21 protein-coding genes and 1 pseudogene are annotated in these 21429 nt (G+C 68.2%); 14 read left to right on the forward strand and 8 right to left on the reverse strand.

The genetic code is table 11. From position 1 onward, the window contains the following. The first annotated feature begins 78 nt into the window (after window positions 1-78). From LUX31_RS21090 to LUX31_RS21110, 5 genes and pseudogenes are all read left to right on the forward strand, one after another. Complete coding sequence (locus tag LUX31_RS21090; protein WP_235476408.1) at window positions 79-2373, forward strand: DUF3488 and transglutaminase-like domain-containing protein; 2295 nt, start codon at window positions 79-81, stop codon at window positions 2371-2373. A 235-nt stretch (window positions 2374-2608) separates the two neighbouring features. Continuing rightward, window positions 2609-3606 (forward strand): annotated as a pseudogene (locus LUX31_RS21095) (IS5 family transposase). Between the two features lie 227 nt (window positions 3607-3833). After that, window positions 3834-4631: a hypothetical protein gene (locus LUX31_RS21100; RefSeq protein WP_235476410.1), complete on the forward strand. Its 798-nt coding sequence runs from the start codon at window positions 3834-3836 to the stop codon at window positions 4629-4631. Window positions 4632-4908: 277 nt separating this feature from the next. Beyond that, on the forward strand, window positions 4909-5559 hold the full coding sequence (locus LUX31_RS21105) for a hypothetical protein (RefSeq protein WP_235476412.1): 651 nt from the start codon (window positions 4909-4911) through the stop codon (window positions 5557-5559). Next, entirely contained in the window at window positions 5547-6590 is a 1044-nt protein-coding gene (locus tag LUX31_RS21110; RefSeq protein WP_235476414.1) for a hypothetical protein, read from the forward strand. The genes LUX31_RS21105 and LUX31_RS21110 overlap by 13 nt, the downstream gene beginning before the upstream one ends. Window positions 6591-6704: 114 nt before the next feature. Here the strand turns inward: LUX31_RS21110 and LUX31_RS21115 are convergent, their stop codons facing one another. The 5 genes from LUX31_RS21115 to LUX31_RS21135 are packed head-to-tail and all read right to left on the reverse strand — an operon-like array spanning window position 6705 to window position 10243. Then, window positions 6705-7247 (reverse strand): hypothetical protein, encoded by a 543-nt coding sequence (locus LUX31_RS21115; protein ID WP_235476415.1) that lies wholly within the window; start codon window positions 7245-7247, stop codon window positions 6705-6707. Between the two features lie 6 nt (window positions 7248-7253). Beyond that, window positions 7254-7874: a hypothetical protein gene (locus tag LUX31_RS21120; protein WP_235476416.1), complete on the reverse strand. Its 621-nt coding sequence runs from the start codon at window positions 7872-7874 to the stop codon at window positions 7254-7256. Between the two features lie 12 nt (window positions 7875-7886). Continuing rightward, window positions 7887-8549 (reverse strand): hypothetical protein, encoded by a 663-nt coding sequence (locus tag LUX31_RS21125; protein ID WP_235476418.1) that lies wholly within the window; start codon window positions 8547-8549, stop codon window positions 7887-7889. A gap of 11 nt (window positions 8550-8560) precedes the next feature. Continuing rightward, window positions 8561-9922 (reverse strand): hypothetical protein, encoded by a 1362-nt coding sequence (locus LUX31_RS21130; protein ID WP_235476426.1) that lies wholly within the window; start codon window positions 9920-9922, stop codon window positions 8561-8563. Between the two features lie 3 nt (window positions 9923-9925). Beyond that, the gene (locus LUX31_RS21135) at window positions 9926-10243 is read right to left on the reverse strand and encodes a hypothetical protein (protein ID WP_235476427.1); all 318 of its coding nucleotides are present in this window, start codon (window positions 10241-10243) and stop codon (window positions 9926-9928) included. Window positions 10244-10480: 237 nt separating this feature from the next. Here LUX31_RS21135 and LUX31_RS21140 point away from each other — a divergent pair, with 237 nt between their 5' ends. After that, window positions 10481-10645, forward strand: coding sequence for a hypothetical protein (locus tag LUX31_RS21140; protein WP_235476436.1), 165 nt, complete (start codon window positions 10481-10483; stop codon window positions 10643-10645). Window positions 10646-10712: 67 nt separating this feature from the next. Here LUX31_RS21140 and LUX31_RS21145 read toward each other — a convergent pair whose 3' ends face one another. From LUX31_RS21145 to LUX31_RS21155, 3 genes are read right to left on the reverse strand one after another with little or no spacing between them, the layout of a single operon-like run. After that, on the reverse strand, window positions 10713-11039 hold the full coding sequence (locus tag LUX31_RS21145; RefSeq protein ID WP_328285679.1) for a hypothetical protein: 327 nt from the start codon (window positions 11037-11039) through the stop codon (window positions 10713-10715). Continuing rightward, window positions 11036-11809 carry a hypothetical protein gene (locus tag LUX31_RS37910; RefSeq protein WP_443045982.1) on the reverse strand — a complete coding sequence of 258 codons (774 nt, stop codon included), beginning with the start codon at window positions 11807-11809 and terminating at the stop codon, window positions 11036-11038. Before LUX31_RS37910 ends, LUX31_RS21145 begins: the two co-directional genes overlap by 4 nt. Then, complete coding sequence (locus LUX31_RS21155) at window positions 11809-12090, reverse strand: hypothetical protein (protein ID WP_235476438.1); 282 nt, start codon at window positions 12088-12090, stop codon at window positions 11809-11811. Before LUX31_RS21155 ends, LUX31_RS37910 begins: the two co-directional genes overlap by 1 nt. Window positions 12091-12274: 184 nt before the next feature. On the opposite strand from LUX31_RS21155, the gene LUX31_RS21160 reads away from it, so the two are divergent. The 8 genes from LUX31_RS21160 (at window position 12275) to LUX31_RS21195 (ending at window position 21411) form a co-directional block, all read left to right on the forward strand. Next, entirely contained in the window at window positions 12275-12544 is a 270-nt protein-coding gene (locus LUX31_RS21160) for a winged helix-turn-helix domain-containing protein (RefSeq protein ID WP_235476440.1), read from the forward strand. A gap of 276 nt (window positions 12545-12820) precedes the next feature. Next, window positions 12821-13855, forward strand: coding sequence for a LacI family DNA-binding transcriptional regulator (locus LUX31_RS21165; RefSeq protein ID WP_443046064.1), 1035 nt, complete (start codon window positions 12821-12823; stop codon window positions 13853-13855). 58 nt (window positions 13856-13913) lie between these two features. Further along, a complete protein-coding gene (locus LUX31_RS21170) occupies window positions 13914-15515 on the forward strand; it encodes an FAD-dependent oxidoreductase (protein ID WP_235476443.1) in 1602 nt (533 codons plus the stop codon). 118 nt (window positions 15516-15633) lie between these two features. Next, on the forward strand, window positions 15634-17796 hold the full coding sequence (locus LUX31_RS21175; RefSeq protein WP_235480001.1) for a hydantoinase/oxoprolinase family protein: 2163 nt from the start codon (window positions 15634-15636) through the stop codon (window positions 17794-17796). After that, on the forward strand, window positions 17793-18431 hold the full coding sequence (locus LUX31_RS21180) for a hypothetical protein (RefSeq protein WP_235476444.1): 639 nt from the start codon (window positions 17793-17795) through the stop codon (window positions 18429-18431). The genes LUX31_RS21175 and LUX31_RS21180 overlap by 4 nt, the downstream gene beginning before the upstream one ends. A gap of 2 nt (window positions 18432-18433) precedes the next feature. Further along, complete coding sequence (locus LUX31_RS21185) at window positions 18434-19714, forward strand: TRAP transporter large permease subunit (protein WP_235476446.1); 1281 nt, start codon at window positions 18434-18436, stop codon at window positions 19712-19714. 29 nt (window positions 19715-19743) lie between these two features. Further along, complete coding sequence (locus LUX31_RS21190) at window positions 19744-20742, forward strand: hypothetical protein (protein WP_235476447.1); 999 nt, start codon at window positions 19744-19746, stop codon at window positions 20740-20742. 66 nt (window positions 20743-20808) lie between these two features. Next, window positions 20809-21411, forward strand: coding sequence for a hypothetical protein (locus LUX31_RS21195; RefSeq protein ID WP_235476448.1), 603 nt, complete (start codon window positions 20809-20811; stop codon window positions 21409-21411). The last annotated feature ends 18 nt before the right edge of the window (window positions 21412-21429 follow it).

A 21429-nucleotide genomic window follows, 5' to 3' on the forward strand; every position in this document is an offset into this window, starting at 1 on the left:
GAGCCGAAGCGACGTACCGCAGATGCGCGTCGCGTCTCTGCAGGACCTGCTGGCCGAATGGCGCCGGGAGACCGTCCGATGAGCACCATCACCGCCGTCCGCGACGCACCGGGCCGGCTCGACGCCCCCGCGACGAGCCCCACCGCGGAGGATGCCGAACGGGCCCGGCGGCTGTGGTCGTTGCTGCCCGTGGTGGCCGTGTCCGGTGCCGCCGGGTACGGATTCGCGCGGGTCTTCCCCGTGTCCGAGCTGCTTCCGGTGCTGGCGGTGGCCGTGTTCGCGCCGGTCGTCCTGTCGGCGGTGCTGTCGGGGCTGCTCCGCCGCCGGACAGATCCGACCGCGACCGCGCCGCTCTGGCCGTCCGCCCTGCTGACCGGCGTCGCCTGGGCCGTCGTCGTCAGCGCGACGCTGTTCCATGAGGTGAGCGACGGCCTGCCCGGCGGGCCCGCGCTGCGCGCCGCGTGGGCCGCGCTGCTCGACGCGCCGCACGCGCTGCTCTCCACCATCCTGCCCGCGCCCGGCGAACCCGAGCTGCTGGTGCTGCCGCACGCCGTCGTGTGGACGGCCACCGCCGTCTCCGCGGAACTCGCCCTGCGCACCCGCGCCCCGCTGCTCCCGGCCCTCCCGGCGGTCCTCGCCCTCGGCTTCCCGCTGGTGCTCGGCGCGGACGGGCCGGGGTCCGCCTACCCGGCCGCGAGTGCGCTGGCCGGGGCAACTGCCCTGCTGGTGCTCGTGCGTTCACGCAGCCGACTTCCGCTGCGCGCCATGGCTCTCCGGCTACCGGTCGTGGCCGCGCCCGCCCTCGTCGTGGGCCTGCTGGGCCCGTACCTCCCCGGTCTCGGTGCCCCCGCCGACCTCACCGAGGCGGTCACGCCGCCGACCGTACGGCCGCAGGCCACCAGCCCGTTGGACCAGGTCGCGGCCTGGATGCGCAACGGCGACGAGAAGGTCTTCACCGTACGGACCTCGGGCACGGCCCCCGGGAACTACCGGCTGGCGGTCCTCGACCGGTACGACGGGACGACCTGGACCAGCGGCGCCGGGCTGACCCGTACCGGTGGCCGGGTCCCGGCGGAGAAGGACGCCGACCCGGGCCGTACCAAGACGCTCGAACAGCGCTTCACCGTGCAGTCGTTGCCCGGCATCTGGCTCCCCGCCGCCGACCGGCCCGCGTCGGTGAGCACGCCCGGCGGCACCTCCCTGTCCGTCGACCCGGACAGCGGAGTCCTCTCCACGGGAGACGCCGTCCCGCCCGGCTTCACCTACACCGCGACCTCGCACCTCCCCGTGTACGACGCCGAGCGCCTGCGGTACGCGACCACCGCCGACAACCCGGCCCGGGTGGCCCTCCCCGCCGTCGACGCGGCCGGGCAACCGATCACCTCGGTGCGGTCGTTCCGGAGGATCGCCGAACGGGTGACCCAGGGCAGCACCCACCCGTACGAACAGGCCGTTCGCCTGGCGGACTGGCTGCGCACGGCCTACCGGCTCGACCCCGGCGCGCTGCCCGGCCATACCTACCGCAGCCTGGAGTTCTTCCTGGCGGACGGCGGACGGGGTACGTCCGAGCAGTTCGCCGCCGCCTTCGCCGTACTGGCACGCACCCTGGGCCTGCCCACCCGGGTGGCCGTCGGCTTCCGCTCGGGCACGCAAACCGGCGCCGGCACCTGGCAGGTACGGGGACGGGACGTACTGGCCTGGCCGGAGGTGGAGTTCACCGGGGTCGGCTGGGTGCCGTTCCACCCGACGCCCGGCGAGGCCACGCAGGGCGGCTCCGTCGGCGTATCGGCACAGGAGCCCGAGGAGCCTCGGAACGCGGGCCGGGAGACCACCGACCCGGCGCGGCCGTCGACGTCACCGTCGACGTCACCGCGTACGCCGGACGCGGCAGCCCCCGCCGCCGGGGAAGGGCCCGGCTCGGGTCCGCCCCTCTGGCTCACCGTCCCCCTCGCGCTGCTCCTCCTCACCACGGCCTATGTGCTGTACGCGCTGTGGCTGCCGTACCGCAGGCGCAGCCGACGGCGCGGCGACCCCGACGCGCGGCGCCGGGTCCTCGGCGCCTGGCAGCAGATCGTCGAACACCTCACGGAGATCGGCCTGCCCGCCACGGGAGCGCACACGGCACAGGAGGTCGCCGACTTCGGCGCGGAGCGCGTGGGCGGCGCCGTGGGCGGGCGCCTGCCGGCCCTGGCCACCCTGGTCAACGAGGTCGCGTACGCGGGCCGCAGACCCGACGTCGCTGCGGCGGACGCCGCGTGGGCGGACTGCGAGGCGGTCGAGAAGACCGTCCGGGACCGCGTCCCACGCCGGACCCGGCTGGTCCGGCTGCTGCGCTCTGCGGCGCGGGGGCGGGGGCGGGGGCGGAGGGCGTGACGGACAGACCATCGGCGGCCATCTGTACAGGTCAGCCCCCCTATGCGCCCTCAGTGGGGGGTCGATCGCCCCATCCCTGCCCCGCAGCCGCCCCAAGCACGGCAACGCTGATCACGACCCGCAGACACCCATGGAACAAGCAGCTCCAGCACTTCCTCCTAGGGCGCGTATCGGGTCGTGATCAATCGGCGAGATTCCGCATCCGGGCGAGGCCTGAACCGGTAGATCTTCTTACGTGACGCGAGCGCAACTGACAGACACGGAATGGGGATTCATCGAGCCGTACCTGCCGATCGGCGAGTACGGTCCGTACCCTGAGCGGCTGCGGCAGCAGTTCGAGGGCGTGGTGTGGCGGTTCAGGACGGGCGGGTGGCGGGAGATACCGCAGGAGTTCGGCGCCTGGCCGACCGTCTCCAATCGCTTCGGACAGTGGCGTGACGTCGGGGTCTTCGAGTCCCTGCTGGAGGGGCTGATCGCCGAAGCCGCAAAGCGGAGTGAGGTGGACCTGTCCCTTGTCAGCATCGACTCCACCACCGTACGGGCCCACCATGACGCCGCAGGGATGCACTTGGGAGAGGACGTCATCGCCGCCCTGGAGAAGGGCGCCGCCGAGGAGGAGAAGGCCAGGTAAAAGGGGGCAGCCACGCAGAACGAAACGGGCGGGACAGCGTGGAAGTCCGTGAGCGGGAGGAACGACGGCGCATCCGGCGTCGGCGAAAGCTCCGGCTGAAGGCCGCCCTGCTCGGGCGTTCCAGAGGCGGTCAGACCAGCAGGATCCACTTGGCCGCTGACCGCAGATGCCGACCGCTGGCTTTCGTGCTGACTGCGGGGCAGGCCGCGGACAGCCCACAGTTCATCCCCGTACTGAGGAAGATACGGGTCCGTGGGCCCGCCGCCCGTCCCTGCACCCGGCCGGACGCCGTCGCCGGGGACAAAGCCTACTCATCCCGCGACAACCGTGCCCACCTGCGCAGACGCAGTATCAAGGCTGTCATCCCGGAAAAGAGAGACCAGGCATCCAATCGGAGGAACAAGGGCTCCGGGGGCGGCCGACCCGTCAGCCACGACGCGAACCTCTACAAGGAGCGGAACACCGTCGAGCGCCTGATCAACAAGCTAAAAGCCTGGCGAGGTATCGCCACCCGGTACGACAAGACCCCGAACTACCTCGCCCGACTCCACCTGCGCGCATCGATCATCTGGATCAAAGAACTCACCCGATGCGTCCGTTGATCACGATTCGATAGGCGCCCGAGCAACGTCACGATCGGATTCGGACAACACCCCGCTTAACAAGCGGACCCGTCGACGGCATGACGCCAGCCACCGACCTATCGCACCTCCTTGTCGCTTGTGCCAGAAATCCGTGAACTCCTTGGTGCGGGGCCCGTCCGGGAGCACGCTACGTCTCGTCGCCTATCCCGGAGCCGCCGATGCCGTGCCAACCTCCGCCACTCGATGTGAAGACGGTCGCCGAGCTTTACTCCCAACTCTCCGGAGTGCTGGCCGGATTCGCACTCACGGCCGTGTTCATCGTCGTCTCCCACTTTCTCGGTGAGGCCGCGCCGACCGGCCGTCGGGAAGAAACGCTCGGCCAAGCCCTTCCCGCGCTACTCGCGGCCATGCTCGGGCTGGTTTTCAGCTCGCTCACCTACTGCGTCGTTGCGGCTGACGGAGACAACCCTGGTCGGGCGCTACTCGAGCATGTTGTAGCTGGCGTCGGGTTCTCCGTTGCCGGAGCGTTGCTCATCTTCGCCGCCGTCCTGCTCATTGAGGGCGTGCTGCCCTACGACCGCGTCCACTACGCACGGCGCCTGCTTGGCCAGAGCGCACCCTTGCCGATGTTTGCGCTCCTCTGTGAGGGCGCGTATGCCTACGGCAAGGCGTACTACGGAGGGCAGGCTCCCGGCTGGCTGGGTGCTCTGATCGTCCTGCTGCTGTCCCTGGTGCTCGCCGTGTCTGCCCTCGGCTATGCGGCGTATGGCCGTCCCGGTCTGGATGGAGTCCGGGTCACCGGTGGCACAGCCATCCGGACGATTGCGGTGTCCGGGCTGTCGATCGTGACTGTATGTCTGCTAAGCGTCGTGACAATGATGGGGCTCGCCGGTACGGGCTGTTCTGTACCCGTCGGCGCCGTGGTCACCGTCTTGCTCTGCGGATTCTTCACGGCCGTCGGCCTGAGTGTCTGGCTCTTCGTCACCCGCCCGGCCCGCCCCGTAGTCCCGGTCCCGGCTCCCACTCGGGCCCCTGCAGTCTAGAGCGCGTTTGGCAGGCCCGGCATTCCGCGTAGGCCAGCTGCACTTGCGTGGCTGAAGATCTACCGCTCCAGGTTTCGTCGTCAAGGCCCAGTTCCGGACTGATCAGGACTCGATACGCGCCCTAGCGGCAACGACGAGCAGCACGGAGCACTCCTTCAAGGTCCCCATGCGTCCTGAATTAGCCACGTTTTCGGGGAAGTTCGCTCTGGCGAAACTGGGAACCTCAGCGATACCGTCAGTCGTCTTGACTGAACACCTGTCTCACGGGGAGCTCACCTTGAAGCGCCGCTCTTTGCCCGTTGCTGCCGCGCTCGCCGCGACTGCAGCCCTCCTGCTGACGGCGTGCGGCAGCGGGGACGAGAAGTCCAGCGACAACGACAAAATTGCTGGAGCCGACGTCGGCAACACGAAGACACCAGCTTCACCGAGCCCGAGCGACACGGTTGACCGTCCCGAGATCACACTGCCGAGCGACCTCACCGACACCTTCGAAAGCTGGAAGACCGGTGACGCGACCAAGGACACGATTCTCAGGGATGTCGCCCAGCGGATCGACGCAACCAACTACGCCATCACGCAGGCCAGTAGCGATGTGCCGGCGCTCGGCTTCTACTACAGCGGTGCCGCCCTGGCCGATGCCAAGGACTGGGTCGAGTCCATCGTCAAGGACGGTTACACCGTCACCGGCGAGAACCGGTACTACAACGCAAAGATCGATGTCTTCGATTCCTCGTCAGCGAGTGTCGTCTACTGCGAGGACCAGGGCAAGGCGTACGCGAAAGACCGGACGTCCAAGAAGGTCTACAAGACCGAGGTGACCGACAAGTCGTACGTGCTCTACACGTCGCGCGTGGAGAAGAACAAGCAGGGCGTGTGGCAGACAACCAAGCTGACTTCGCAGAGGGGCCACAAGTCGTGCACGCCGTGATATCTCGCAGCCGCTTCGCCGTCGCAGGCCTTCTCGCGGGAGCCCTCGCCATCACAGTGCCGGGAACAGCGATCGCGGACTGGCCGCCGAGCAAGGGCACCCAGGGCAACACTGAGCAGACCGCAAGCTCCAACGCAGGCACGCTGGTCTCCAAGGTGACCTATTCCGGTTCCGTACGGTCGCGAGGCAGCGGCGCCGCTGTCCAGCCGGTCACCGACTGGACGCCGCCTGCATGCTGGTACGAACCCCGTTCCGTCGACGAGTTCAGAACGTACGTCGAGGGGTTCTACGAGGAGACGATCAACACTCCTGGCCAAGCCAACTACGCCAAGGCCGCGGTCGGTCAGTTCCGGGACATCTACAAAGACGGCGAGTACAAGGACTACAACGAGGGGGAGGCCGACGAGGGAAACTGGTGGGTCGCTGTCCGAAACCCCGACCGTGAGGACGACCCCGCCAGCTGGGAGTGCAGCAAGGCTCCCTTCTGGGTGGAGAACAACGCCAACCCGGGTGTCCCTCAAGCAGTCACCCCCCAGGTGCTGGCCGAGGCCGCCTACAGCGCGATCCAGCTCCCCGACACCAAAGTCACCCTCGCGCCCGAGAACGTAACCAAGGTCAACCTCGCCACGTGGGCCTGGCTCGACCAGGCCATGTTCAAAGAGGTTTCCGTGACGGCGGCACTGAACGTCGCCGGCCTCAACATCCAGGCGACGGCCACCGCAAAGCCGCTCTCCCTCAAACTCGAACCAGGCACCACCGACGCCACGACCTACCCGGCCTCCGGCGAGTGCACGATCAACGCCGACGGCTCCATCGGCGAGCCCTACGCCCAGGGCAAGTCCAGTCAGACACCGCCGTGCGGAATCAAGTACCTCCGCTCCTCGGGCGACGGGACGTTCAACCTCCGGGCGACCATCACCTGGGACATCGCCTGGACCGGAACCGGCGGCGCGGGCGGAGACCTTCCGGACGGCACGTTCGGCGGGGAACAGGCGGTCACTGTCCAGGAGATCCAAGCTGTCAACAGGTGAAGGCGCTTGAAGTGCCCTGGGCCGCGTAAAGTCCCAGGGCTTGGTGCGGGGCGCTACAGGCGCCTTCGTGGCGACTGCACCCCACCATGCTCAGGACCTCCCGCGAAGCGCGACCTACCGCGCCTTGCGAGCCTTGCCTTTGCCCTTCTTGCGGAGCTTTCGCATTCGCTCACGCTCACGCGTCCGGCGCACCTCGGCCCGAGCACTCTCGACTCGATACAGGCCCCATCCCAGAAGCGCTGCGGTGGCCATGCAGGCGATGAAGGCACTTCCCGTTCCAGGGATGTACTGGCAACCGTCCCTGTATGACGGGCAGTTCCTGGCGGGCAGGGAGGCAAGGACGTACATCAGTACGGCAAACGCCGTTCCCCCGCAAACCGACATGCCGAAACCACGACCTGCCCGCCGCAGCCGCGACTCCCCGAGATGTCTCGCAGAGAACCACCAGGCACCGAGCGAGCCGACGGCCACGATCACGCCGGCGGCAATGCCGAAGGCCCAGGATCCGCCGGGCCAGTTGAGCACCACTGGCACTGTCGCCCGGACGAACCACTTCCACAAGCCGAGCGCCATGACAAGCACGCTACCGAGGGCGATCACCACTCCGGCAATGGCGAAGCCGTCCCGAGCCCGGAACCCTGCACTGTTCTCACTCACCATCATTCACTCCCAGTGCAAGGTTCCGGCCACTGTGTCGAACAGCTCTACAAGCTGGTCCGCCAGTGGGTCCATTGGAGTCGAGAAGTTCAGCATCAACCACCGCGAAGTGACCGGAACGGGAATGTAGTAGGTGAGGGTTGTGGTGGGCAGCGTATTGCCCATCTGAGTTGCGGGGTCTGCCGCCTGCTTCCGGCGATGACGGACAGCGCTACCCGCCGCCGCCAACGACACCACGCTCAGTTCATGGTCTCCATTTCCGCTGCCGCCATGCCGACCGACCAGATGCTCTGCCAGTTCCTCAGCATCCGAAATATCGGGCCATTCGTCCGGTGCAGGAACACTGATCAACAATGAGGAAGCGAGTGGCACCGGACCGATGGTCAAGATGGAGATGTAAAGTTCCGTGCCGCCGGCATTGTAGGCATCCTTCGCCTTCCTCTGCAGATCCCGCATGAACTCCTTCTTAATATGGGGAGCGTTCTCCACGCCGTGGAACTGCCTATCGGCGAGGGCGATGATGCCACGGTCACGGTAATCCGGGTCGAGCACAAGCTGGAACCAGCCGTCAGGGACGATCAGGTTGTAGTCCTGGGGAGGTGAAGTGAATTCGCTCGCTGTCTTCATCGCAGTGCAGGCTCACTTCGGAGGGTTCGGGATGGCCGTGATTTCATTACCTGCAGCGTCAAGCGGAACAAGACGCATCGTGGACACCAATTCATCGGTCAACTGCGTGAGTTCCTCGGTCTGCTGGACCGCTTCCCAGGTGACCGTGACCACGATGAGGCTGTTGAGACCGGGAGGGAACACCGCATACTTGACGAACTCCGACAGACGTCGGCCGAAACCGAGCAGACGCTTTGCTTTTAGCACCGCCTGGACTCGCACCGCCGGACCGACCGGGAGATCCAGGTAGGTAATATCCGGGTCGCTCGCCACCTCGGCATTGGACCATTCCAGCAGCAAAGGCTGGACTTCCGCCGCTGTCGGCCGCGATACACCTTCCTCGCCGTACGAGTCGACCCTGAGGCTGGCCAATCCCACTCCGCTGTCCGAGTAGTAGGCGCCCGCGAGGATCGGATTGTCCTCATTGAGTTCAACCGCCCGGTCAACAATGTCGTCGTAGACAGCGCTCTTCTCGATCTCAAGGCTCAATGGGTTGAGTCGGTTCACAGCCTCGGTTGCCAGTTCCTTCGCACTCGCCTTCGTGACCTCGGAAAGTGTCAGGTCTACCCATCCGGGTTGGAAGTCGAATCGGCATGCGTAGTCGTCGACCGCGCCGCCGTCTTCCGATGTGGTCATCTTGGTCCCCTTCACAGGTTGTCCACTGCCAGGCCAGTAAGCGTGATGCCCGTGCCGATCGCGGAGAGCCTCGTCGCCTTCCTGGAGATCTCGTTGACTGCCCCGAAGCTGTCGAGCCCCTGCGACGCCTGCTTGATCGTCTTGAGGTCGGAGGCAACACCTGGGTCGGCCAGCGAAAACGACTTACCAGTACCGAGCAGGCGACTCCCACCACCCCGTGTTGCAATCGTGTTCATCGCCTCGCTGTAGCTTCCACTACCCGGCTTCAGCGCCTTGAGGTTGCTGCCCCAGAAACTTTTCGAGAAAGGTTCGGCGAAAGGCTCCTTCAGGGACTTGAGTATATCCTTCTTACTCAGAGTGAGTTTGGTCCCGGCGATCTTATTTAGCTTCTTCTGGTTGCGCCCGATCTGCTTCGAGGTGGTCTCCACACCGGCCTTGCTCATACGATTGATTGCAGCCTTTGCGAATTTTCCAGCAACCTTGGAAAAGGCCTTACCGACTCCCATCATCATGAATCCGAGGGCCGCCGTTGCCAAATCCGACCACTCAGCATTTCCCTGGAAAACCTGGACCAGGGTTGCCAAGGTGTTAAGCAGAGTTGCGATCATGGCAATAGCGCCCAGGGCTCCGGCGAGAGCTTGTCCGATGACCGGAATCCAGCCCACCGCAAGGGACAGGATCCCTGCCCAGGTAGAAATGAACTCGGTGACATCGGCGACCGTCTGGACAAGAGTTTCCCAGAATCCGTCCTTCAGAGAGTCATGGTCGACGACCGCTTCAATCGACTCCCGGGCACGCTCCGCCGCATCATCCCGGACCCGCTTGGCTTCATTGATCTTCTCCCTGGCCGACTCGATCTCATCGTTCGCGGCATCCCGCTGCGCCTCGGCCTTCTTGCGGTCTCCACCACCGGAATCGTCCTTTTCCGACTTCTTGCTGGTGAAGCCGTCCAGGCTCTTCTGCGCCGCACCTTTACGCTCATCCGCGTCTCTGGCGTCTTTGAGGGCCGCGTCCGCGATTTCCTGCGCGCGATTCAGGTCGGAAGCGTAGTTTTTGGGCCTGGCGTGCAACTTGTCCTGGTAGCCACCACCGACCTCTGTCACCTCGACACCGATGACATCAGCCGCTGTGTCATACCGTTTGAAGGCGGCTTCGAGCTTCTTGACGTTGCCCTTTGCCCTCTCCCGGAACTCTTTGCCGGCCTTGCTGTCCCAGGCGTCGACCTCAGTAACAGCTTTTATATTCTTGATCTGACGCTCAAGTTCATCGGCAGTCTTGCGTAGTTTCCTGCCCAGCGACGCCATCTGGTCGGGATCCCCCGGAATGGGGTCACCTTCCGCCACTGGATGCCAGTCACGCGGCCGTCCCCCCATGAACTATTTCTCCTTTTTCTTGGAACTCTGAGCGCCCCGGATCGCCTCAGCCAGCTGGTGATCAATATCTTCGTACGCCTGCGCCGCCGCCTTGGCGATCTCAGCCATCGCGCCGATCTCTTCTGTCAGCTTCTCGCGGCTTATCTCCCAGTTGTCCATAAAGTCTTCGAACTTATCGGCGAGGTCGCCGTCGCCGAAGTCCTCCAGGAATTGCCCAAGCTTGTCGATTCCGTCAAATGCCTTCTTCACATTGTTGAGCCCCGTACCCATGCCTCTGATCACGTCGAGATCGAGCCGAGCGCGCTCGCCTTCGCCTGACATGGCACCCCCGTTGTGTTGACCTGTCGGAATCAAGCCGACACCGACTGGGATCAGCCTCGGGCGAAAGGACGCTCGTCCGGACCGCCGCAGCGCCTGCCCTGTGGCTCCGCGGTGTGGCGCCGTCGGCCATCAGCATGAGCAAAGATCTTACGGGTGAGGCCGTTGGGATCCCAGGGGTGTTGGGCAACAGGACCGTGCGTGGTGCACATCCCGTTTCCATGACGTTCGACCTGACTCGTGACGGCATCTGTCACCCAGGTGGCGACCGGCGTGCCCGCCGTCAGCGGTTTGTGGTTCGGAGCGCGGACGCTGGGCAAGCAGTTCGCGTTCGTGGGTGCGCAGCCCTTCCAGCGGTTCCTGTACAAGGAGTTCGTCAACGCGTGGAAGCGGGCAGGCCGTTGAGCTGTGGCCCGCCCGCTCACCAGCCACCCGGCGGCGAGGATCCGTCACCGGCGTGACCGGCGTCGCCTCACTGCCAGAAGACCTCCTCGACGACGATCTGGGGATCCTCGGTGCGCCGGATGAAGGTGTAGGTCATCCAGCCGTGTCCGTTGTCGAAGAGGAAGATGCGGGCGCCCTTCGGCTTGCTGGACTCGACCGGCCGGACCTTCATGCCGTGGGGAAGATCCGCGTCGGCGTCGATACCCCGGAAATAGGGGCCCTTCGCAGTGACCAGCTCGGCCCGCGCGGCATCGACCATCTTCCGCACGTTCTCAGGCAGGGTGTCGCGGGCGGCCTGGGCCTTGAGCGTCCAGTCCATCTGCCACTGCGGACCCATGAATCCGTCGTCGGTCACCGACCGGGCTCCAGCCGCCGTACCTGGTGGCGGATGTTCGATGCCTCTTCGAGGAGCGCCTTGGCCTCGGTGATGTCGGCGGACTCCGCCGCACGGTGTTCGAGATCGGTCACGTGGGCGTCGAGCCTCGGATCACGGGCGATCGCGTACTGGCCCCACCAGCGGGCCATGAACGCGGGCACCGTGCTGATGTCGTACGCGTCGGCGACAGCCCACTTCCAGTGCTCGTCGAAGTCGGGAAGCAGTTGGGGAGCGTGTTCGGCGATCGCCTCGCGCAGGGCCTTCGCGTTCCGTTCGGGCATGGGCGGGACAGCCGGTGTCGGTTCGGCGGCGTGGGCGGCCGTGACCGGGGAACTCCTTCGACGCGTCGTGGTTACGACCATAGTCCGCTCCCTGTGTCCTGAGGGTTCTGTCCGTCGTCCTCGGCGTCCGGCACGGGCAGGGCGCATGCCCCGGGACTCGGCGACGCGCAAGGCGTCGGTCAGACACTCGGCGAGCCGGAGACCGGCGTAACGGACCTCGGTGTACGGGGACTCCGGGTCGTCCAGCAGCGGGCGGGCGAGGCCGAGCACCTCGACGGCCGTGGCGAGCTGGCCGGCCTCCAGCTCGTCGGCGAGGCGGGACAGGTATCCGCCGCCGTTGTCGTCCGCGACCAGGTAGCAGGGCTTCCCGTCGAGGGACAGCCAGGGGAGGAGACGAAGGGGCGAGGACGGGGGCGTCGCGTGCTCCGCGTGGTCAGCGCGCAGGGTGTCGTTGCTGATGCGCTTCATCAGGCGGCCACCTGCTGGGCGCCGATCAGATGCGGGTCGAAGTCGACGGTGTCCGTGAGGTACGGGCGCACGAGGACGGAGTCGGTGCCGTCCAGGAACGTGACCAGGCCGTACGGGGAACGGTGGCGGGGCAGGTACAGGGGCGGAGGTGCGGAAGGCCGGCGTACGGCGGTGATGTCCACGCAGAGGTGGGGGTGACGGCGGACACGGCGCCGTCTGCCCGTACCAGGGGCGAAGAGGAGGCTCACCCAGTGGAGGGTGCGGCGGAAAAGGTCGTGCATGTCGATGCTCCTATTCAGCGTTGGCCGCGCCTTGGGAGGTCTTGTCCACCTCGCCGGGGTCTTGCTCATTTCGACCATACCGGTAACTGCGTCCCCCTGCACCCTTCTGACAAGTACCGCGTTCCACCGCTGTGGGACGCGTTCCAGCTCTGCGCTCTGCGCTGGGCTGCGGCACCGTGGAGAGATGAGTGAGCTTCCGCGCTACGAGTACGTGAAACTCGCCGACGCCATCGCGGCAGACATCTCGGCGGGCAAGTTGCCGCAGGGGGCCGCGCTGCCCGGCGAGCGTGCCATGACAGATCTGTACGGCGTGAGCATCGGCACCGTGCGTCGCGCCGTCGTCGAACTCCGGAAACGAGGACTCGTCGCGACGCTGCCCGCGAAAGGGACGTACGTCATCGGCATGCCGGAGCCGTCCGGCGACGCGCCCGCAGAGGGCGATCCGAACGACTGAAGGGACCGCGCGTCGCATCGCGCCGCCCCTTCCGCGTCATTCCCTGTCACCGTTGCCTGGCCGGTGCCGCCCTGGTCTACGGCACTTCTGTCGCACTTCCGTCCCGGGACTTGACCCGCCGATCGGGGAGGTAGAGTCTCCATTAATGCGCATTAGGTAATACGCATTAACTGGCGCCTCGGAGGAGAGAGGGGAGGAGCCACTGTGGCACCCAAGAAGCGCCCCGGCCGGACCCCCGCGCCCACCGGACGTACCTCACGGCCCCGCCAGGCCGAGGTGGCCCGGCTCGCTGGTGTGTCCCAGGCGACCGTGTCCCTGGTGCTCTCCCCGAAGCCCGACGGCAAGGGCCCCCTCATCTCCGAGGAGACCCGCCAACGGGTCCTGGAGGCGGCCCGCAGCCTCGGTTACGTGCCCGACCCGGCCGCCCGGCGGCTGGCCGCCGCCCGCAACAACCTGCTCGGCGTCTTCAGCTTCACCGCCACGTTCCCCACCGATGTGCGGCACTCGTACTACCCCTTCCTGGTCGGCGTGGAGTGCGAGGCGGCGGCGCTCGGCTACGACCTGGTGCTGTTCACCGGGTCGAGCAGCGGGGGCGCGGGGGCTGCCGTCCCCGACGCGCTGGGGCGGGTCCGGCTCGCCGACGGCTGTCTGTTCATGGGGCGGCACACTCCCCGGGCGGAGCTGAAGCGGCTGGTCGAGGACGGCTTTCCGGTCGTCCACCTGGGCCGCCGTGAGGAGTTGGAGGGTGTGGCGTGGGTGGGTGCGGACTATGTCCACGCCACCCGTGAAGTCGTGGGCCATCTGACCCAGTTGGGGCATCGGCGGATCGTTCTCGTCCGCGAGGACGACGACGCGCCCGCCTCGGCGGATCGTCAACACGGCTTCCTGGAGGGGCTGGAGGTCGCCGGGCTGCCCGCCGGGCCCGCCGCCGTCTTCCGGTCCGGTGATCCGGAGCGCGACCTCACGGCCGAGCGGCTGCGCTCCTGGGCCGACGAAGGAGTGACCGCCTTCGTCGCGGAGGAGACCGACACCGGGGCGGCCTGGCGGAGCCTGCTCTCCGCCGTGCGCGGGGCGGGCCTCGACTGCCCGGTGGACGTCTCCCTCGCCCTGCTCGGCAGCCCGCCCTCCGATCTGGCGAGCGAGCCCGTACCGACCGGATTCGACATCCCCCGGCCGGAGTTGGGCGCGGCGGCGGTACGGCTGCTGGCCTCGCTCGTGGCCGGTGAGGGCGAAGGGGCTCGGGAGCCGCTCGTCAGCTGTGTCTTCCGGCCGGGGCCCACGACCGGACCACCACCGCCCGCCCGTCCCTGAGCACGGTCCGCACAGCCCCCTCCCCCCACCCGCCCGTGAAGCAGCAGCAAGGAGCAGCGTGATACCCGAAGCGGACATCCTCGTCGTGGGCGGTGGCCTCGGTGGTGTGGCCGCCGCGCTCGCCGCCTGCCGGGCCGGACGCAGCGTCGTGCTCACCGAGGAGACGGACTGGATCGGCGGCCAGCTCACCAGCCAGGCCGTGCCGCCCGACGAGCATCCGTGGGTGGAGCGGTTCGGGACCACCGCCTCGTACCGGCGGCTGCGCGAGGAGATCCGGCGGTACTACAGGCACTGGTATCCGCTGCGGGCCGAGGCGCTGGCCCTCACCGACCTCAACCCGGGAGCGGGCCGCGTCAGCAAGCTCTGCCATGAGCCTAGGGTCGCGCTCGCCGTCCTGGAAGGCATGCTCGCACCCCACCGAGCAGCGGGACGGCTGACCGTACTCACCGAACACCGGCCGGTCTCCGCCGAGTCGGACGGGGACTTCCTGCGGACGGTGACCCTCCAGGACCTGCGGGACGGGACCCGCCGTACCCTCACGGCACGGTACGTCCTCGACGCCACCGAGACCGGCGAGCTGCTCTCCCTCGCGGGCGTCGAGCACGCCAACGGGGCCGAGGCGCAGGGCGAGTTCGACGAACTGCACGCTCCCGACGAGGCCCAGCCGGACAACCAGCAGGGCATCACGGTCTGCTTCGCGCTCTCCCACCACGAGGGCCAGGACCACACGATCGACCGCCCGGACGACTTCGACTTCTGGCGTGCGTACCGGCCCACCTTCTGGCCCGGCCCGCTGCTCGGCTTCGAGGCGCCCGACCCGCGCACGCTGGAGCCGGTGGCACGGACCTTCGTACCGAATCCCGAACTCGATCCGCTCGCCGTCTCGGCCGACCAGAGCGCCGACGCCGGCGACAAGGAGCTGTGGGGCTTCCGGCGCATCCTCGCGCGCAAGCTGCACACGCCGGGCGCCTTCGCCTCCGACATCACGCTCGTCAACTGGCCGCTGAACGACTACTGGTTGAAGCCGTACGTCGGAGAGCAGGAGGCCGAAGCGCTGCGCGAGGCACGGCAGTTGTCGCTGTCGCTGCTGTACTGGCTGCAGACCGAGGCTCCTCGCCCGGACGGCGGCACCGGCTTCCCGGGGCTGCGGATCCGCCCGGACGTGACCGGCACGGCGGACGGGCTGGCCAAGTCGGCGTACGTGCGCGAGTCCCGCCGTATCAAGGCCGTCACCACGGTCACCGAGCATGATGTCGCGATCGACATCGTCGGGCCGTACGGCGGCACCCGGTACCGGGACTCCGTCGGTGTGGGTGGGTATCGGATCGATCTGCATCCCTCCACCGGCGGCGACAACTACATCGACGTCGGGTCCGTGCCGTTCGAGATCCCGCTCGGCGCGCTCGTACCGCGCCGGGTACGCAATCTGCTGCCCGCCGGCAAGAACATCGGCACCACCCACATCACCAACGGCTGCTACCGGCTCCACCCGGTGGAGTGGAACGTCGGCGAGGTCGCCGGCGCGCTGGCCGCGCACTGCGTGGCCGAGGACATCGAGCCGCAGCAGGTGCAAGCCGAGGAGAAACGGTTCGAGGACTTCGCCCGGCTGCTCGACCGCGACGGAGTGCAGCGCCACTGGCCGGACGTACGCGGCTACTGAGGACGACGTCGCCTGCGCGGCCGCACGGCCGCTGAACACCCCGCACACGGACGGTACGGACGGTAAAAGGAGGTGCCCCGACATGAACTCTGCCCACAACCCTGACATCAACCATGACATGAACACATCCCGCATACGCGTCGGCATCGACGTGGGCGGAACCTTCACCGACGCCGTGGCCGTGGACGCCACGACCCTCGAACTCCTGGGCCAGGTCAAGGTCCCCACCAGCCACCACCACGCGGACGGCGTCGCCCACGGCATCGTCGAGGCGCTCGACCGGCTCATGGAGCAGACCGGCCGCGCCCCGGCCGACATCTCCTTCCTCGCGCACGGCACGACCCAGGCCACCAACGCCCTCCTGGAGGGCGACGTGGCGACCGTCGGACTGATCGGCATCGGAACCGGCCCCTCGGCGGTGTTCACCCGCCGCCTCGCCTCCTTCGCAAAGCTCGAACTCACCCCCGGCAAAAGGCTTCCGCTCGTATACGCGCATGTCGCCGACCCCAGCGACACTGCGGCCGTCTGCCGCGCCGTCGAGCAGTTGAAGGACGAGCAGTTGAAAGGCGAGCAGTTGAAAGGCGGAGGCGCCCAAGTCCTCGTCGCCAGCCAGCCGTTCAGCGTCGACCGGCCCGAGGGCGAGCGGGCCGTGCTGGACGCGGCCCGGCCGTACGGGCTGCCGATGACCGCCGCGCACGAGATCACCTCGCTGTACGGGCTGCACAAGCGCACCCGTACCGCCGTGGTCAACGCGGCGATCCTGCCCCGCATGCTGGCCACCGCCGACCTCGTCGACGCCTCCATCACCAAGGCCGGTGTGACCGCGCCGCTGATGGTGATGCGCTGCGACGGCGGGGTGATGTCCCTCGACGAGATGCGCCGCCGACCGCTCCTGACCGTCCTGTCGGGACCGGCCGCCGGAGTCGCGGGCGCGCTGATGCAGGAACGGGTGAGCGAGGGCGTGTTCCTGGAGACCGGGGGCACGTCGACCGACATCAGCGTCGTACGGCGCGGCAAGGTCGCCGTCCGGCACGCCACCATCCTCGGCAAGACCTCGTACCTGAACGCCCTCGACGTACGTACGGTCGGCGTCGGCGGCGGGTCGATGGTGCGGATCGGAGACGGTCGAATCACCGGCGTCGGACCGCGCAGCGCCCACATCGCGGGGCTGCCGTACGCCTGCTTCGCCTCCCCCGCCGAACTGCGCGACGCCACGGTGGCCACCGTCCAACCCATGGACGGCGACCCCGACAACTACGCCGTACTGGACGCGGCGGGCGGACGGTTCGCCGTCACCATGACCTGCGCCGCCAACGCCCTCGGCCGCGTCCCCGAGGGCGACTTCGCCCACTGCGACCCGGAGACCGCGCGGGCCGCGATCGCGCCGCTGGCCGCCCTGCTCGGCACCGACATCGCGACGGCGGCCACGCGGATCCTCGACGCGGGCACCGCCCAGGTGCGGAAGGTCGTGGACGCCATGATCCGCGACTACCGCCTCGACAAGGACACGGCCGTGGTCGTCGGCGGGGGCGGCGGGGCCGCGTCCGTCACCCCGCACCTCGCCCTCGGCAGTGGCATGGAGGGGCGGATCGCCCGCCACAACGAGGTCATCAGCCCCATCGGCGTCGCCCTCGCGCTCGTACGGGAACAGGTCGAACGGATCGTGCCCGGCGGCGCTTCACAGGAGCAGATCCTCGCCGTGCGTGCCGAGGCGGAGCGGGCGGTCGTCGCCCAGGGCGCCGCCGCCGAAGGCGTCGAGGTCGAGGTCACTGTCGATCCGCAGACCAGCACCGTGCGCGCGGTCGCCACCGGCGCCACCGAACTGCGCACCCAGGACCGGGCCCACCGCGCCGACGACACCGAGCGGCTGCATGCGGCGGCGGCCAGCCTCAAGGCCGACCCGGCGGCGGTCCACGTCCTGGCGGGCACGGCCGCGCACACCGTCTACGGGACGGAGACGCGCCGACGCCTGCGTCCGACCCGCCACGCCGTACGGATCGTCGACATGGACGGCGTCGTACGCCATCACGCCGCCGACGCCCACGTGGAGACCACCACCGTGGCCGGCGCCCCCGAGGTGCTCGCCCGGCTGGTGGGCGAGTCCACCTCGTACGGCGACGGCGGGGTACGCGCTCCCGCCCTGCGGCTGCTGCTCGGCTCCCGTATCGCCGACCTGTCCGGCGTCCTCGATCCGCAGCCGCTGCTCGCGCTGGCCCAGAGCGAGTTGCGGGCGCGTGCGGGCGACGAGCCGGTGGTCGCGGTGCTGGAGGTGCGGTCATGACCGCCACCGAACTTCCCTCCACCGAACGGGAGTTGACGGACCTCACATCCGTCGACGACATCGAATGGGGCGTACGGCTACTCGCCGCCACCCCCACCCACGAAGGCCGCGACCCCGAGCTGCTCCGCCAATGGGCCCGTACAGCCGACGAGTTCGGGTCCCGGCTGGCCCTCGACCCCGTGCCCTCCTCCACCGCGCGCGTGGTCGAGCGGGCCGACGGCCTGGAGCGGATGCTGCTCGCCCGCTACACGTCACGGCCCCCGACGGTCGAGCTGTACACCGACACGCTCGCGCTCGCCGAGGAGTTGGTCGACGCGCGTGGCTGGCGTGACTGGTATCCGCCGGGCTCGGTGCGGGCCGCCGCGCTCGCCCACGAGGCCGTGCACGCGCACCTGCACCACGGCCCCGCGAAGGCCGCGCTGAAGCAGGCGCTCGGCCACACCGTGCTGCGGCTCGGTCGCCACCGCGTGGCCGGTCATGTCGCCGGCGCCGAAGAGGTCGCCGCGCACGCCTACGCCCGGACCGTCTGCGGGCTCGGCCGCAGCCCCCTGCTCCTCACCGCCGCGCTGCGCACGGCGCTCACCCGGCCCGGGACTCCAGCTCCGAGAAGCCCCGCTCCGAGAAGAGAGAACTGACCATGGGCGTCGTCATCCTCCTCGTCATGGCCGCCGGTGTCGGCCTGATGCTCACCCGCAGACTTCCCACCGCCTTCGCGCTGGTGCTGCTCGCCGTCGTCATCGCCTTCCTCGCCGGGGCGCCGCTGACCGGCGAGAACAGCGTGCTGGACACGGTTCTCCAGGAGGGCGCGCCGACCCTGGCGGCCACGATGATCGCGATCATCCTGGGCTCCTGGCTGGGCAAGCTCCTCGACGAGACCGGGATCGCGGGCACGCTCGTCCGCAAGATCGTCGAGTTCGGCGGCGACCGCCCGACCGTCGTCGCCCTCGGTGTCCTCGCCGTGTCCGCGCTCGTCGGTACGGTGACCGGTTCGGCGCCCGCCGCCATGCTCGCCGGGATCATCGGCATCCCCGCGATGATCGCCGTCGGCGTGCCCAAGGTGACGGCCGCCGGCACGGTGCTGATGGGCATCGCCGTGGGCATCCCCTTCGAGCTGCCGCTGTGGCAGTTCTTCTCCACCGCGCTGGACCTGCCGGTCCCGACCGTGCGCGACTTCATGGTGAAGCTGTTCCCGTTCGCGCTCGTGGCCGCCCTCGCGTTCGTCCTCGTCGAGACACGGCGGCGCGGCACGGAACACGCCTGGTCGCTCAAGTCCCTGGAGGAGAAGCCCCGTTCACGTCGCCGAGAGCTGGGCGACGCGCCCTGGTACGCGCTGCTCGCCCCCGCCGTCCCGCTCGTCCTCGCCCTGGGCTTCGAACTCGCCATCATCCCCTCGCTGTTGGCGGGCGTCCTGTACGCGCTGGTCACCACGACCCGGCCCGGCGAGATGAACAAGCGGCTGCTGCGCACGCTCTACGGCGGCTTCGAGGTGGCGGCCCCGCCGCTCGTCCTGTTCATCGCCATCGGCATCCTGCTCTCGGCCGTGAAACTGCCGGGTGCCGTGGAGGCGCTCGAACCGCTGATCAAGTCGGTCAGTCCGCAGAACCCGGTGCTGTTCGTCCTCGTCTTCACCCTGCTCGTCCCGCTGTGCCTCTACCGGGGCCCGCTCAACGTGTTCGGGCTCGGTGCGGGCATCGCCGGTGTCCTCATCGCCGCCGGGATCTACCCCGCGGTCGCCGTCCTCGGCATGGCCACCTCGTACAACCAGGTCTTCGGCGTCGCCGACCCCACCAGCACCCAGACCGTGTGGAGTGCCCAGTACGCGGGCGTCACTCCGCAACAGGTGATGGTCCGCACGCTGCCGTACGTGTGGGCGGTCGCCCTCGGCGGGCTGTGCGTCACCGCCGCCACCTACCTCTGAGTCCCCTCAGCCCGTCATTGGAGCCCCCCATGCACCACCACCTCGGCCGGCGCCTCTTCCTGCGCGCCGGCGCCGCCACCGGAGCCGCGCTCACCGTCGGTACGACGCTGGGTGCCCAGCCCGCCGACGCCGCGCCCGGCGGATTCCCCAACTACACCTACAAGAGCACACTTCTGACAGCGTCTCAGCTGAAGTACAACCCCACCGGGGAGATCATCTTCCCCTGCATCAGGGGGGTTTACGACAAGATCGCCTCGCCGCTCGGCCGTTACTACCTGTACTACGCGCCGCACGACCCGCCCGGCGGGATCTGTCTGGCGTACGGGGACTCGCTGGAGGGGCCGTTCACGGAGTACCCGTCGAACCCGATCGTCTCCAACGAGTGGTCACCGCACTACTCCGTCAGCCATGTCTCGTCGCCCCACGTACTGTGGAACGCGGACGAGAAGGAGTTCTGGCTGTACTTCCACGGCGAGAACCACACGACCCGCCTCGCCCGTTCGGCCGACGGGATCCAGTTCACGTACGACAAGGTCGTGCTGTCGAAGTCCATGCTCCCGGCGGGCACCACGGAGACGTCGTACGCCCGGGTCTTCCGCCATGACCTGCCCGCGCGCGGCGCCCGCTACGTGATGCTCTTCATGCTGAACAACACAACCAACCACCGTGACATCCACTGGGGTTGGTCCGCCGACGGCCGTACCTGGACCTACGATCAGACAGCGCTGATCCGGCACACCGACGTCGACGCGGTCAACGTCGGCGGCCCGCATCTGCTCCACCGGAACAACAGCACCTACGTCGTCTACAACAAGGACAAGTCCAGCGGCGGCGACATCATGATCACCGAGGTCGGCAACGACTTCGCCAAGCGCTCCCACCTCGGCGTCTTCTACAACTCGCGCAGCGCGGCGCCTGAGAACGGACGTGCCGCGGCACCTTCGTTCGGTACCGACGGCGGCGTCCCGTACATGATCTACGAGGCGGGCGAGCGGCTCTCGGGAGCCATCGCGGTAGCCCGGGGCTGACCCCAAATTTTTCCTGATTCACCCAATTCCTATGCTATTTGCACCTCTCGGAAGGAACCACCCGTAATGAACCGCCACCTGCGCAGGACCGTCTTCGCCACCGCCGCGCTCACCGCCGGCCTGCTGATGACGGCCTGCCAGAGCGGCACGGACGACAACTCGTCCGGCTCGGCCAGCTCACCCAGCACTTCCAGCTCACCCACCGCAGCCAGCTCGCCCAGCTCGTCCGCCACGACCGGCACGGACTCGGCGTCGGGCTCCGACACCTCCCAGGACACCGAGGCCACCCCGCCCGGCACTTCCGACTCGGACTCCTCCGGGTCTGGTTCCGGCTCCTCCAACTCCGACTCCGACTCCTCCGGGACCGTCGTCGAGGGCCTCAACGACGGCGAGGGCGTCAGCGGCACCTGGTTCGGCAACGTCTCCTACGTGGCGCCGGGCTCGTACACCGTCTCCGACTCGAAGGGCACCGAACAGCAGTTCTTCACCTCCGAGAACACCAAGATCATCGGCTACGACGACATCTGCGATGCCATCAACACGGGTCCGGGCGGCGAGGGTGGCGTCGAGTGCACCGAGGCCCAGCTGGAGACGGCCGCCAAGAAGGGTTTCAGCGCCGAGGTCGTGATCAGCAAGGGCATAGCGACCAGCATCCGCGACGACAACTGAGCCACACCCGCACGATGA

Source organism: Streptomyces sp. GQFP (assembly GCF_021545335.1).
Classification (GTDB): domain Bacteria; phylum Actinomycetota; class Actinomycetes; order Streptomycetales; family Streptomycetaceae; genus Streptomyces.